12 protein-coding genes are annotated in these 13,523 nt (G+C 70.5%); 7 read left to right on the forward strand and 5 right to left on the reverse strand.

The features are described 5' to 3' along the window. Positions 1-49 precede the first annotated feature (49 nt). Positions 50-319, reverse strand: a complete 270-nt coding sequence (locus AB0C30_RS52205) for an Atu4866 domain-containing protein (RefSeq protein ID WP_357958542.1) — start codon at positions 317-319, stop codon at positions 50-52. Positions 320-457: 138 nt separating this feature from the next. On the opposite strand from AB0C30_RS52205, the gene AB0C30_RS52210 reads away from it, so the two are divergent. From AB0C30_RS52210 to AB0C30_RS52220, 3 genes are all read left to right on the forward strand, one after another. Beyond that, positions 458-1,225 (forward strand): phosphotransferase, encoded by a 768-nt coding sequence (locus tag AB0C30_RS52210; RefSeq protein WP_357958544.1) that lies wholly within the window; start codon positions 458-460, stop codon positions 1,223-1,225. A gap of 108 nt (positions 1,226-1,333) precedes the next feature. Further along, a complete protein-coding gene (moaA, locus tag AB0C30_RS52215; RefSeq protein WP_357958547.1) occupies positions 1,334-2,323 on the forward strand; it encodes a GTP 3',8-cyclase MoaA in 990 nt (329 codons plus the stop codon). Positions 2,324-2,414: 91 nt separating this feature from the next. Next, the gene (locus AB0C30_RS52220) at positions 2,415-3,278 is read left to right on the forward strand and encodes a DUF6457 domain-containing protein (protein WP_357958550.1); all 864 of its coding nucleotides are present in this window, start codon (positions 2,415-2,417) and stop codon (positions 3,276-3,278) included. Positions 3,279-3,592: 314 nt separating this feature from the next. Here the strand turns inward: AB0C30_RS52220 and AB0C30_RS52225 are convergent, their stop codons facing one another. Next, positions 3,593-3,907: a DUF3099 domain-containing protein gene (locus tag AB0C30_RS52225; protein ID WP_357958553.1), complete on the reverse strand. Its 315-nt coding sequence runs from the start codon at positions 3,905-3,907 to the stop codon at positions 3,593-3,595. A gap of 97 nt (positions 3,908-4,004) precedes the next feature. Here AB0C30_RS52225 and AB0C30_RS52230 point away from each other — a divergent pair, with 97 nt between their 5' ends. Further along, on the forward strand, positions 4,005-4,217 hold the full coding sequence (locus AB0C30_RS52230; protein WP_225291326.1) for a dodecin: 213 nt from the start codon (positions 4,005-4,007) through the stop codon (positions 4,215-4,217). An 84-nt stretch (positions 4,218-4,301) separates the two neighbouring features. Here AB0C30_RS52230 and AB0C30_RS52235 read toward each other — a convergent pair whose 3' ends face one another. Beyond that, complete coding sequence (locus tag AB0C30_RS52235) at positions 4,302-5,657, reverse strand: metallopeptidase TldD-related protein (protein ID WP_357958584.1); 1,356 nt, start codon at positions 5,655-5,657, stop codon at positions 4,302-4,304. Positions 5,658-5,716: 59 nt separating this feature from the next. Continuing rightward, a complete protein-coding gene (locus AB0C30_RS52240; protein ID WP_357958557.1) occupies positions 5,717-7,210 on the reverse strand; it encodes a TldD/PmbA family protein in 1,494 nt (497 codons plus the stop codon). A 77-nt stretch (positions 7,211-7,287) separates the two neighbouring features. Here AB0C30_RS52240 and fabG point away from each other — a divergent pair, with 77 nt between their 5' ends. From fabG to AB0C30_RS52255, 3 genes are all read left to right on the forward strand, one after another. Further along, positions 7,288-7,983 (forward strand): 3-oxoacyl-ACP reductase FabG, encoded by a 696-nt coding sequence (gene fabG / locus AB0C30_RS52245; protein ID WP_357958560.1) that lies wholly within the window; start codon positions 7,288-7,290, stop codon positions 7,981-7,983. 1 nt (position 7,984) lies between these two features. Further along, positions 7,985-8,749, forward strand: a complete 765-nt coding sequence (gene fabI / locus AB0C30_RS52250) for an enoyl-ACP reductase FabI (protein ID WP_357958563.1) — start codon at positions 7,985-7,987, stop codon at positions 8,747-8,749. 152 nt (positions 8,750-8,901) lie between these two features. Further along, positions 8,902-11,856 carry a hypothetical protein gene (locus AB0C30_RS52255; RefSeq protein ID WP_357958566.1) on the forward strand — a complete coding sequence of 985 codons (2,955 nt, stop codon included), beginning with the start codon at positions 8,902-8,904 and terminating at the stop codon, positions 11,854-11,856. A gap of 24 nt (positions 11,857-11,880) precedes the next feature. Here AB0C30_RS52255 and AB0C30_RS52260 read toward each other — a convergent pair whose 3' ends face one another. Continuing rightward, positions 11,881-13,056, reverse strand: a complete 1,176-nt coding sequence (locus AB0C30_RS52260) for a pyridoxal phosphate-dependent aminotransferase (protein WP_357958568.1) — start codon at positions 13,054-13,056, stop codon at positions 11,881-11,883. Positions 13,057-13,523 lie beyond the last annotated feature (467 nt).

Consider the following 13,523-nt stretch of genomic DNA (forward strand, 5'->3'; position numbering starts at 1 on the left):
GCTTGAGAAATGCCCGGCCCCCGTTACGGGGGCCGGGCATTTCTGGTCTTTAGGCTTTCGGGGCGCTTTTTCCGGAATGTGGCTCCTCCCGGTAGAGCACCAGGTGCTCGTGGTAGAGGACGCCGTCGCGGATGTCGCCTGTCGCGGTGAACCCGGTGTCGTCCACATAGTCCAGATGGGCGCCCGTCACGGTGTAGCGGCCGGTGTAGGCGCTGCGCCGGTCGCCGCGGGCCTCGTCGTAGCGCCCGTCCGGCAGAAGCTCCTGCCGGATGTGGCCGTCGGCCGTCACCCACATGCCGACCACGTTCACGTCGGACATCGGATCCCCCCTCGTCGGTTCTCTGTTCCTTTGTCAGTCTTCCGCCCGTCTCTGTCCGCTGACAGGCAGCGCTGTTCCTAGGTGCGCGCCACCCAGGCAGGCGCATGGCTCAACCGGTGATGGCGTAGAGTCCCGCGGATGATCGAAGAGCCGTTGGCGGGTGGCGGGGTCAACACGGTCGTCCGGGTCGGGAACACCGTCCGGCGGCCGACCGGTCCCTGGACGCCGGCCGTACACCGTCTGCTGGATCACCTGGCCGCCGCCGGGTTCGACGGGGCGCCCCGCGCGTACGGGCTGGACGAGGCCGGCCGGGAGATCCTCGACTTCGTCCCGGGCGACGTGGCGCACTACCCGGTGCCCGCCTACGCCTGGAGCGACGCCGCGCTGGAGGCTCTGGCCGTACTCATGCGGGCCTATCACGACGCCACCACCGGCTTCGCGGCACCGGACGCCGAGTGGTACTTCCCGGCGCGCGAGCCGGCCGAGGTCGTCTGCCACAGCGACATCGCGCCCTACAACTGCGTCTACCGCGACGGCCTGCCGGTGGCGCTCATCGACTTCGACACCGCCCATCCCGGGCCGCGCCTGTGGGACGTCGCCTACGCCGCCTACCGGTTCGTCCCACTCACGGCCGTCGGCAACGGCGAGGCCGTGACGCCGGTGACCGAGCAGGCCAGGCGGCTCCGGCTGCTCGCCGACGCCTATGGCCTTTCCGGCGCCGAGCGTACGGCGCTGCCCGAAATGGCGGCCGAACGGCTGCGGGCGATGGTGGATCACATGCGGCGGCAGGCGGCGGCCGGCAACGAGGCGTTCGCCGCCCACCTGGCCGACGGGCACGCCGACCTCTACCTGACGGACATCGAACACATCACCCGCCACGCCGCCGAGTTCCGGAACGCTCAGTGAGGAATCACCTGATCGCGAACCGCGTTGTCGTCCGGTGAGTTGTCGGGTTTGGGAGCGGCTGGAAGACCGGCATAGGCTGGGCTCTGGCGACGGATTGGAGGTGACGCCATGTTGCGAGACTCGTTCGGACGGGTGGCGACGGATCTGCGGGTGTCCCTCACGGACAAGTGCAACCTGCGCTGCACCTACTGCATGCCGCCCGAAGGGCTCGACTGGCTGCCCAACGCCCAGCTCCTCACGGCCGACGAGATCGTCAGGCTGGTCACGATCGGCGTCGAGCGGCTGGGGATCACCGAGGTCCGCTACACCGGCGGCGAGCCGCTGCTGCGCCGCGAGCTGCCCGACATCGTCGGCCGCACCGTGGCGCTCGAACCCAGGCCGCAGGTGTCGCTGACGACCAACGGCATCGGGCTGGCCCGGCTGGCCGGAGTGCTCGTCGAAGCGGGCCTCGACCGGGTGAACGTCTCCCTCGACACCCTCGACCGCGACACCTTCAAGCGGCTCGCGCACCGCGACAGGTTCGACGACGTCATCGCCGGGCTCAGCGCCGCCCACGAGGCGGGCCTGCGTCCCGTCAAGGTCAACACGGTCCTGATGCGCGACATCAACGACCACGAGGCCGTGCCGCTGCTGCGCTACTGCCTCGAACAGGGCTACGAACTACGCTTCATCGAGCAGATGCCGCTCGACGCCCAGCACGGCTGGAGCCGCGAGAACATGGTGACCGCCGACGAGATCCTCGCGATGCTGTCGGCCTCGTTCGACCTCACGGCCGACGATCTCGAGGATCGCGGCAGCGCCCCGGCCGAGCGCTTCCTGGTGGACGGCGGCCCCGCCCGGGTGGGCGTGATCGGGTCGGTGACGCGCCCGTTCTGCGGCGCCTGCGACCGCGTACGGCTGACCGCCGACGGCCAGATCCGCAACTGCCTGTTCGCCACCGAGGAGTCCGACCTGAAGACGCCCCTGCGGGCCGGCGCCTCCGACGAGGAACTCGCCGCTCGCTGGATCGCCGCCGTATCGCGCAAGCGCGCCGGGCACGGCATCGACGACCCGTCCTTCCTCCAGCCGTCCCGCCCGATGTCGGCGATCGGCGGCTAACCCTCTTAGCCGTGCATTGCCCGTATCCGTACGCGGTGCGGGCGCTGCCCCGCCGGCCGAGAGCCGTGGCCGGGGTGCGTACCGTGGGGGCGTGACGATCGGCGGAGAGTACGACGCGGTCATCCTGGCCGGGGGACAGGCGCGGCGGCTGGGCGGCGTGGACAAGCCCGGCCTGAGTGTCGGGGCGCGGGCGATGATCGAGAGCGTCGTCCTGGCGGCCGCCGGAGCCCGCAGGGTGATCGTGGTCGGCCCCGAACGCCCGCTGCCAGGGGTGTTCTTCGCGCGGGAGGATCCGCCGGGCGGCGGGCCCGTTCCGGCGTTGCGGGCCGGGCTGCGCGAGGTCACGGCGCCACGGGTGGTGCTGCTCGCCGGAGATCTCCCGTACCTCAGAGCCGGACACGTCGCCGAACTGCTCCGTGCCTCGGCTCGCGCGGCGGGCACCAGCGGCGAAGGCGCGGCCGCCGTCAGTGGCCTGGACGTCGGGAGCGTCGGTGGCGGGGTGGTGGCGCTGGACGACGGCGGGCGGGAGCAGTGGTTGCTGAGCCTGTGGCCTGCCGAAACACTGCGTCGAGCGCTGGACGGCTACACCGGGCGCTCACTGAAAGGGCTGCTCGGCCCGCTCATCCGCGCGCGCGTCGCGCTGTCCGGCCGGGCGTGGTTCGACTGCGACACAATGGACGATCTAGAGGAGGCTCGCATGAACGTGCTGAACGAGTGGACCGCCCTGGCCTGCGAGGAGCTGGGCATCGACCCGGCCCGCGTCGACCGGGACCTGATCCTGGACCTGACCAAGGAGGTGGCGCACGGCGTCGCCAGGCCCGCCGCGCCGCTGACCGCCTATCTGCTGGGGCTCGCCGAGGGCGCCGGCACCGCGCCCGAGGACGCCGTCGCCCGGATTACCGCGCTCGCCAAGAACTGGGGCGCGGCCACGACCGAGACGCTGACCGAGAGTTGACACCCCAACGAACTGTTGGTGTCAAGCCATGCTCAAAGTTGCCAATTTTCTGCGAATAATGAGCGGCAGAGAGCGTAAACGATTTTGGGAAAGCGGCCCTACCCAACCGGGTTCCGGGGCATTGGACTGATCGTCCGAGTGAGAGTTTCCCCAGGAAAAGGGCGACGCCGGGTGGTTACGGGGGCAAACCACCCGGCGTCGCTTCATCGGCGTTCCGACGGGGGCCCGGAACGCCGGCACCAGCACTCCGACGGGGGACCGGAGCGCTTGCCTAAAGCGTACACCTACAACCCATGGGATGCGTCAAGACTTAGTCACGACCCGATCTCGCGTCGATGCCTTGGTATCTCGCTTTGGTTAGCTTCCGGTGTGTGAAAGGTAGGGGGAGGGGCATCCCTGCCCCTCTCATTGGCCCCGATTACGGCTATGTATGGCAAAAAGACGGCCGCGGCGATGAACAGCAGCCGGTACGGCACGGGCACCGGGACGACCACGGCCAGGATCAGGCACAGCGTGCGGATCCCCATCTTGATGAGGTAGCTGATCTCCCGCCGGTGGATGTCCGAGCTCAGCGACGGTTTCGCGTCCGTGACCTGGTGGACGTCCTGCTTCTTGCGCCACCCCTTCATGACATCCACGGTAGACCCCGGGTGCGCCGCCCGCGACAGCGACCAGGGGCGGCGGCAGCGGTCATGCGATCATGGCCTTCGAGTAAGGAGTGTGGAGATGACGGATCGTACGTACCGGGTGACCGAGATCGTCGGCACGTCGGGTGAGAGCATCGACCAGGCCATCCGCAACGGGATCAGACGCGCGTCGGAGACGCTGCGGCACCTCGACTGGTTCGAGGTGACAGAGGTACGCGGGCACATCGACGCGGGCGAGGTGGCGCACTTCCAGGTCGGCATGAAGGTGGGCTTCCGCCTCGAGGACGCCTGACGGCCCCGAGCAGAGCGCTGAAACGGCCATGAGCGCGCCCAGGTGACCTGGACGCGCTCATGAGCCAGTGCTACGGCGAAAGGGTCAGCTCGCCTGGCTGACCGTGGACATGTTGAAGTCCGGCACCCTGATGGCGGGCATCACGGTACGGCTGAAGTAGTCGCCCCACTCGCGCGGCAGCGTCTGCTCGCTGGCACCCACCTCCGAGACCCGCCCCAGCAGGTCGACCGGGCTCTCGTTGAAGCGGAAGTTGTTCACCTCGCCCACGACCTCGCCGTGCTCGACCAGGTAGACCCCGTCACGGGTGAGCCCGGTCACCAGCAGCGTCTGCGGATCGACCTCGCGGATGTACCACAGGCACGTGAGCAGCAGGCCGCGCTCGGTGTCGGCGATCATCTCCGTCAGCGAGCGCCCGTCGCCGGGGGCCCGCACGATCAGGTTGTCGATCGAGGGCGTGACCGGCAGCCCGCTGAGCTCGGCCGAGAGGCGCGTCTGCCGCAGTGCCGTGAGCTGCCCGTCCCGCACCCAGTCGGTCGCCGACAGCGGCAGGCCGTTGTCGAAGATCGAGCTCTCGCGGCTGGAGGCGTGGGCGACCACGAACGGCGCGCACTCGATGCCCGGTGCGGCCGGATCGCTGGCGAGCGTCACCGGCAGCGTGGCCAGTCGCTCGCCGACCCGGGTGCCGCCACCCGGCTTGGCGAACACCGAGCGGCCGTCCAGCGCGTCCCTGGCGCCCGCGGACCAGTACGCGTAGACCATCAGGTCGGCCACCGCGCTCGGCGGCAGCAGCGTCTCGTAGCGGCCCGCGGGCAGGTCCACCCGGGTCTTGGCCCACTCCAGCCGCTGCGCCAGCGACGCGTCGAGCGCCGCCACGTCCACGTCGGAGAAGTCGCGGGTGCTCACGCCCGTCCATGCCGAGCGCTTCAGGTCGGCCGACTTGGCGTTGAGCTCCAGCCGCCCGGACGGCTGGTCGTGGCGCAGCCGCAGCCCGCTGGAGGTGCCGAGGAACGTCGAGGTCAGTGAGTGCTCCGCGAAGCCGTACAGCCTCCTGCCGCCCGCCTCCGCGGCGGCGAACGCGTCGCCGAGCGCGGGCGCGAACCGTTCGAACACCCCGATGTCGGTCGGGGTCACCGGCTCGGCCCACGAGGCGCTCGCCGGCAGGCCCTCGACCAGCGGCCGCGCGTCCTCGGCCGGCTGCGCCTCGCGCGCCGCCCGGTCGGCAGCGGCCACCACGTCGGCGAGCTGATCCGGTCGTACGGCGGCACGGGAGACCACGCCCACGCCCTGGCCGGCGATCGAGATCACGGTCAGCCGGGCGGAGCGGGCCACGCCGTTGGTCGTGAGCGTGTTGCCCGCGAACCGCAGGTTGGCCGTGGACCCCTCGTCCACGAGCACGACGCAGCCATCGTTGGTGGACAGCTCCAGAGCCTTCTCCACCATGTCCTGCGGAGAGATCTGAACGGGCAGACCGGTATGGCCCGCCCCGGATCGCTGCTCGCTCACTTTCCACCCTCCTGCACGGTGTTGAGGATCCGTACGCCCCTGAACAGGCCGGACGGGCAGCCATGGCTGACCGGCGCGACCTGGCCCGGCTGGCCCTTGCCGCAGTTGAAGGCGCCGCCCAGCACGTACGTCTGCGGCCCGCCGACGGCCTCCATCGACTGCCAGAAGTCCGTCGTGGTCGCCTGGTAGGCGAAGTCGCGCACCTGCCCGGCCAGCCGGCCGTGCGAGATCCGATAGGCCCGCTGCCCGGTGAACTGGAAGTTGTACCGCTGCATGTCGATCGACCAGCTCTTGTCGCCGACGATGTAGAGGCCCCGCTCGACCCGCGAGATGAGCTCCTCGGTCGACGGCCCGTCAGGCGCGGCGGCCAGCGAGACGTTGGCCATCCGCTGGATCGGCATGTGCCCCGGCGAGTCGGCGAACGCGCACCCGTTGGACCGCCCGAACCCCTTCATCAGCGCCATCCGCCGGTCGAGCTGGTAGCCGACCAGGATGCCGTCCCTGACGATGTCGAAGCTCTGCCCCTGCACGCCCTCGTCGTCGAAGCCGATCGTGGCCAGGCCGTGGGTGACGGTCCTGTCGCCGGTCACGTTCATCACCGGCGAGCCGTAGACGAGCTCGTTGAGCTGGTCGAAGGTGGCGAAGCTGGTGCCCGCGTAGGCGGCCTCGTAGCCGAGCGCCCGGTCGAGCTCGGTGGCGTGCCCGATCGACTCGTGGATGGTCAGCCACAGGTTGGACGGGTCGATCACCAGGTCGTGGTCGCCCGCCTCCACCGAGGGCGCGGCCAGCTTCTCCGCCAGCAGCCCGGGCAGCTGGGCCAGCTCATCGGCCCAGTCCCAGCCGGTGCCCGTCAGGTATTCGTAGCCGCGGCCGACCGGAGGCGCGATCGTCGACATGTCGTCGAATCCGCCGTTGGCCGCCTTCATCGCGTTGAGCTTGGGATGCACCCGTACGCGCTGCTGCGTGGTGACCGTGCCCGCCGTGTCGGCGTAGAACTTCTGCTCCTTGACCTGCAGCAGCCGGGCCGAGACGTGGTCGGCGCCCTTGAGCAGCCCGGCCGACCAGTCGGCCAGCAGCGCCACCTTCTCCGCCGACGGCACCTCGAACGGGTCGACGTCGTAGGCGGAGACCCACACCACCTCGGAGTGGACCGGCTCGGGGGCCAGCTCGATGGGCTCCCGGTTGATCGGGGCGCTCACCTCGGCCACCCGGATGGCCTGCTCGGCCACCTTCGCGGCCGCCTCGGGCGTGAGATGGATGCCTGCGGCGAAGCCCCACGTGCCGCCCTTGACGACGCGGACCGCGTAGCCGAGGTCGTCGGCGTCCATGGCTCCTTCGAGCCGGGCGTCGTAGAGGCTGAGCGACTCGGCTCTCACGCGTTCCAACCGGAAGTCGGCATGCTCGGCGCCCAGGTCACGAGCGCGTTGCAGGGCGGCGTCCGCCAGCTGCCGCATCGGCAGCTCCAGGAAATCGGAATCGATCTGGCGCATGTCCACGATCCTAACCCTGCGATCTTGTATCCCCCGGACAAGTGGATACCCGCCGGTAGGAGATAGCGTCAGGTGTCATGGCACGCTCTGTACTCGTCACCGGAGGCAATCGCGGCATCGGCCTCGCGATCGCCCGTGAACTAGCCGCGGCCGGCGACGCCGTCGCGGTCACCTATCGATCGGGAGAGCCGCCGGAGGGGCTGTTCGGCGTCAAGTGCGACGTGACCAGCATGTCCGACGTGGAAGCCGCCTTCGACAAGGTCGAGGCCGAGCAGGGGCCGGTCGAGGTGCTGGTCGCCAACGCCGGCGTCACCAAGGACACGCTGCTGGCGATGATGAAGGAGGAGACCTTCACCGACGTCATCGACGCCAACCTGACCGGCGCCTACCGCGTGGCCAAGCGGGCCATCAGGCCCATGATGAAGCTCAAGCGCGGCCGGGTCATCCTCGTCTCCTCCGTCGTCGCCCTGTCCGGCTCGGCGGGCCAGACCAACTACGCCGCCTCCAAGGCGGGCCTCATCGGCTTCGGCCGGTCCATGGCGCGCGAGTACGGTTCGCGCGGCATCACCGTCAACGTGGTCTCGCCCGGCTTCGTCGCCACCGACATGACGGCCGACCTCGACGTCGAGGCCATCACCAAGAACATCCCGCTCGGGCGCCAGGCGTCGCCGAGCGAGGTCGCGCGCGTCGTCCGCTTCCTGGCCAGTGACGACGCCTCTTACATCACCGGGGCCGTGATCCCGGTCGACGGCGGACTCGGAATGGGGCACTGACGTGGGAATTCTCCAAGGCAAGCGGATCCTGGTGACCGGCGTGCTCACCGACGCGTCGATCGCGTTCTCGGTGGCCAAGCTGGCCCAGGAGGAGGGCGCCACTGTGGTGCTCACCGGGTTCGGCCGGTTGAGCCTGGTCGAGCGCATCGCCAAGCGGCTGCCCGAGACGCCGCCGGTGATCGAGCTCGACGTCCAGAACACCGAGCACCTCGACACGCTGGCCGACCGGGTCGGCGAGCACGTCGACGGCCTCGACGGCGTCGTCCACTCCATCGGCTTCGCCCCGCAGAGCGCCCTCGGCGGCAACTTCCTCAACACCACCTGGGAAGACGTCGCCACGGCCCTGCACATCTCGACCTACTCCTACAAGTCGCTGGCCGTGGCCTGCCTGCCGCTGATGAAGGAGGGCGGCGCGGTCGTCGGCCTCGACTTCGACGCGAGCAAGGCGTGGCCGGTCTACGACTGGATGGGCGTCGCCAAGGCGGGCCTGGAGTCGTGCAACCGCTATCTCGCCCGCGACCTGGCCAAGCAGAACATCCGCGTCAACCTCGTCGCCGCCGGGCCGCTGCGCACGATGGCGGCCAAGTCGATCCCGGGCTTCAAGGAGTTCGAGGAAAGCTGGCCGGAGCGCGCCCCGCTGGGCTGGGACCTGTCCGACACTGTTCCCGCCGCCAAGGCGTGCGTGGCGCTGATGTCCGACTGGTTCCCCGCCACCACGGGCGAGATCGTCCACGTGGACGGCGGCGCCCACGCGATCGGCGCGTGATACCAGGCTGAACGGGCCAGTACGTTGGGCGACGCCGCACAGGCGTCGCCCTTCTTATTTCGCTGAGGCTTATTTTGCTGAGGCTTATTTTGCTGAGGCTCGTCTTGGTGAGGCCCTGGCATAGAGGGCAGGCGAGCGCGGATGCTGGTGTGATGGGGCGTGGGCTCAAGAACCCGGCAAGGCTGAAGACGCTCAGCCGGCTGAAGAACCCGTGGGTGCTGGGCGCGGTGGCCAGCATCGGTGCCGGGGTGCTGCCCTTGGTGGTGCCGGGGGAGTGGCCGCTGGTGGGGCGGGCGCTGATCGCGGTCGTGGCGGCCGCGTTGGCCGGTGCCAGCGGATCGTACTTCGGCGTGGTGCTGACCCGAGCCGAGAGCGCCGCCGCGGCCATCGAGGCGCTGCGCTTGGTTCTGGACCCGCTGATCCACCACCCGCAGGGCCCGGCCGGCGGAGAGCGCAGCGTGTTCGAGCTGCTGCTGCCGCACTCGTGCCCCACCCCGTTCTGGGGGCGGCGCGGCGAGCGGGACTGGTTGTGGGCCTGGTGTCAGGAGGAGGCGATGCCGGGGCTGCTGGTGGTGGACGGGCCGGGCGGGTGCGGCAAGACCCGGCTGGCGTTACGGGCCGCCCAGGAGGTCGTCGCGGACGGGTGGGTGGCCGGCTGGCTGCGCGAGGGCAAGGCCGCCGACCTGGTCGACGCGGCCGCGGCGGTGGCCGACTCTCGGGTACTGGTCCTGGTCGACAACGCCGACACCCGGACCGACCTGGCGAGCCTGCTGGGCGCACTGGCGCGCTACGAGGGGCGGGCCCGGCTGCGGGTGGTGCTGATCGCCCGGCACGGCGTCGAACTCGGCCAGGCGCTACAAGCTCACCTCCCCGAACAACACGCCCTGACGGTGAAGAACGCCCCGGTGATGTCGCTGCTGCCGCTGGGGGAGACCTCTGACCTGATCCGCTGGTACGGCGAGGCCGTAGGCGCGTTCGCGGCCGCGCGGGCGACGCCGGCGCCCCCGGTCTCGGACACGATCGCGCCGGTCCGGGAGGGCCAGACCATGGTCGAGGTGCTGACCCAGGCGATGGTGACGGTGTTACGCCGAGCCGCGCCGACCGGCTCACCCGCGCCCCTGGACGAGGTCGCCGGGGTGCTGTTCGAGCACGAGGCACGCTGGTGGCGCGGCACCGCCGCACTGGACCGGTGGGCGGTCGGCCCGGTCACCGACGTGCTGCTGGCCCGGATCATCGCCGCCCTGGCCCTGTTCGCCCCCGCCGACGAGCCGGAGGCCATCGGGGTGCTGAGGCGCGTCCCGGAACTGGCCGACGCCCCCACCGAACGGGTCACCAACCTGGTCCGCTGGGCTCACTCCCTCTACCCGCCCGCCGCGGGGGCGGGAGTGCGGATCGGCCCGAACCTGCTGGCCGACTGGTTCATCACCACCAGCCTGACCCGTACGGAGGGCGACCGCCATTTCGCCCGCCACCTGCTGAACGACCCGACCGAGGAGCAGGCCGCCCGGATCCTGACCCTGCTGGCCCGCGCCGGCGAACATCACCCACCCGCCCGGCTGCTGTTCGAGCAACTGCTGGGCGGCGACCCGGTACGGCTGGCCCGCCACGCCATCTACGCCGCCCTCACCACCGCCACGAACCGTCGCGAGCTGGACCACACCACCGCCACCGCTCTTGCCGCCGCCGACCTCGACACCGACACCACCACCCGGCTGCTGCGGCTCACCCCCGCGTACGCCTTGCCCCGCTGCGCCCTCACGCTGGCCCGCCACCGCCTGCATGACACCCGCGTCACCGGCACCCCGTCTGAACTCGCCGACGCCCTGACCGACCTCGCGGCCGCGCTGGAGAGGGTGGGTGAGCACAGGGAGCAGGTGCTGGTGACACGGGAAGCGGCCGGCCTGCGGCGCGGGCTGGCGGACGGCACCCCCGCCCGCCGATTCGACCTCGCCGAGGCTCTGGGCAACCTGTCGGTCGCGCTGAACGGGGCGGGTGAGCCTCGCGAACAGCTGTCGGCGGCGCGGGAAGCGGTCGATCTGTGCCGTGAGCTGGCGGACGGCGACCCCGCTTATCGGCGCGACCTCGGCCGAGCCCTGGGCAACCTGTCGGTCGCGTTGCACCACGCGGGTAACCCTCGCGAGCAGCTACAGGTGGCGCGGGAAGAGGTCGACCTGCGGCGCGGGCTGACGGACGACGACCTCACCCACCGACCCGGTTTCGGCCGATCACTGATCAGGCTCGCGGTCGCGTTGCACTGGGCGGGTGAGCATCGCGAGCAGTTAGAGGTGGCGCGGGAAGCGGTCGGCCTGTGCCGTGAGCTGGCGGACGGCGACCCTGCCCTCCGGCCCACCCTTGCCCACGCCCTGATCCACCTGTCGGCCGCGCTGAACCGGGTGGGTGAGCATCGCGAGCAGTTGCGGGTGGCGCGGGAAGTGGTCGGCCTGTGCCGCGATCTGGCGGACGGCAACGCCGCCCACCGATTCGACCTCGCCGAGGCCCTGATCGAATGCACGACCGCGCTGAACCGGGTGGGTGAGCACGACGAGCAGTTGCGGGTGGCGCGGGAAGCGGTCGGCCTGTGCCGCGATCTGGCGGACGGCAACCCCGGTCGTCGGCCCGCCCTCCGCCGAGCCCTGGGCCACCTGTCGGTCGCGTTGTACCGGGTGGGTGAGCACGACGAGCAGTTGCGGGTGGCGCGGGAAGAGGTTGGCCTGTGCCGTGAGCTGATGGACGGCAACGCCGCTTACCGGTCCGACCTCGCCGATGCCCTGGCCAACCTGTCGTTCGCGCTGCACCACGTGGGTGAGCATCGCGAGCAGCTGCAGGTGGCACGGGAAGAGGTCGGCCTGTGCCGTGAGCTGGTGGACGGCAACCCCGCCCACCGCCGTGTCCTCGGCGAAGCCCTGGGCAACCTGTCGGCCGCGCTGGACCGGGTAGGTGAGTACGGCGAGCGGCTGCGGGTGGCACAGGAAGCGGTCGACCTGTACCGGGAACTGGCCGCCCACGACCCCGAACTGTTCCACCAGGCGTACGTCGACAACCGCGCCACCCTACGGCAGCTACGGCCTCAACATGACGACCAAGACGACATCACCTTCAACCTGTGACGCGTCGCTCGCCGGCCGCGCGCCTCACTGAAGGGTGGACACGAACTTCCCGAGCCGGGTGAGCCCTTCGCGAAGATCGTCCGCCGGTGCCGCGTACGAGAGCCGGACGTGGGTCTCCGCCGTGTGGACGCCGAAGTCCCTGCCCGGCGTGAGAGCGACGTGCGCCTCCCGCAGCGCGCGCTCGCAGAACTGCCAGGAGGTGAGCCCGGTGCGGCCGACGTCGAAGTACACGTAGAACGCGCCGTCGGGCGGGACGGGAACCGGCAGCCCGATCCGCGCCAGCCCGTCGAGGACGAGCGCGCGCCGCTCGGCGAACTCGACGCGGCGTGCCTCGCAGACCGCCAGGGACTCGGGGGTGAAGCAGGCCAGAGCGGCGTGCTGGGCGGGCGCGGAGGCGCAGAGGAAGTAGTTCTGGGCCAGGCGTTCCATCGCCGGCACGAGGATCTCCGGGACGACGCACCAGCCGAGTCGCCAGCCGGTCATCCCGAAGTACTTCGAGAAGCTGTTGATGACGATGGCGCCGGGATCGAACGACAGCACGCTCCGCGGTGGCCGGCCCCGCTCGTCGTGGTCGCTCAGATTGAGGTAGATCTCGTCGACCAGGCGCCACGCGTCACGCTCGCGGGCGAGTTCGCAGATCGCGGCCAGTTCGCCGGCCGGAACCGAGGTGCCCGTCGGATTCGACGGGGTGGCGATCATGATCCCTCGGGTCCGGTCCGTCCAGTTCTCCTTCACCAATGCCGCGTCCAGCTGGAAGCGGGTCTCGGCGGTGGCGGGGACGAGCGTGACACGGGCGCCGAAGCTTTCGACGATCTGCCGGTTGCAGGGGTACGACGGGTCCGCGATCAGCACCTCGTCGCCCGTGTCGACGAGTGCCGCGGTGGCCAGCACCAAGGCGGCCGAGGCTCCCGCGGTCACGACGACCCGGGAAGGGTCGACCTCGACGCCGTGCTCGTTACGGTAGAACCGGGCGATCGCCTGCCTCAGCTCGGGCAGCCCGAGTGCCGCCGTGTAGGGCATCGGCCTGCCGTCCATGGCCTCGCGCATCGCGTCGAGTACGGCCGGGGGCGCGCCGAAGTCCGGTTCGCCGATGCTGAGCTTGATGACGTGATGCCCCTGGGACTCCAGCGCCGCGGCGTGCTTGCCGAACTCCATCGCGAAGAACGGCGCGACAGCCTGTGCGCGCCGCGAGATTCTCACGCCACGGTCTTCAGCGCCGGTCACGCGGTTTCGCCCCTTACTGCACTCAGAGTCATGAAAGAGAAGCTTATGCGTAGTTTGCGCGGCCGGGCGGCTCACAGGGGCAGGGGCCGGTTCTCCACGACGCTCTTCATCTGAATGGTGGCGCGGCTCACGCCCACTGCGGCCCAGGCCGACGCCCTGACGGCGGCAGTGCTGTTGTGCAATCAGGCGGCCACCGTCGTCTCCCGCCTGGCCTTCCAGCATCGCGTCCGAGGATCCGCCCAAGCCGGCCGAGGATCCGCCCAAGCCAGCCGAGAACCCGCCCAAGCCGGCCGAGAACCCGCCTCAGCTGTACGGGCGGACGCGGCGGACCTGTTGAGCAGGGCGCTAAGTGGCCTTGCCTGGAAGTCTCTCGGGGTTGACTTTCGGATCTGGTGTGGTCAGTCCGTGAGGGGGGTCACGTAGAGGTCGCAGGCCAGGTCGAG

It is taken from the genome of Nonomuraea sp. NPDC048901, from assembly GCF_040649695.1.
GTDB lineage: Bacteria > Actinomycetota > Actinomycetes > Streptosporangiales > Streptosporangiaceae > Nonomuraea.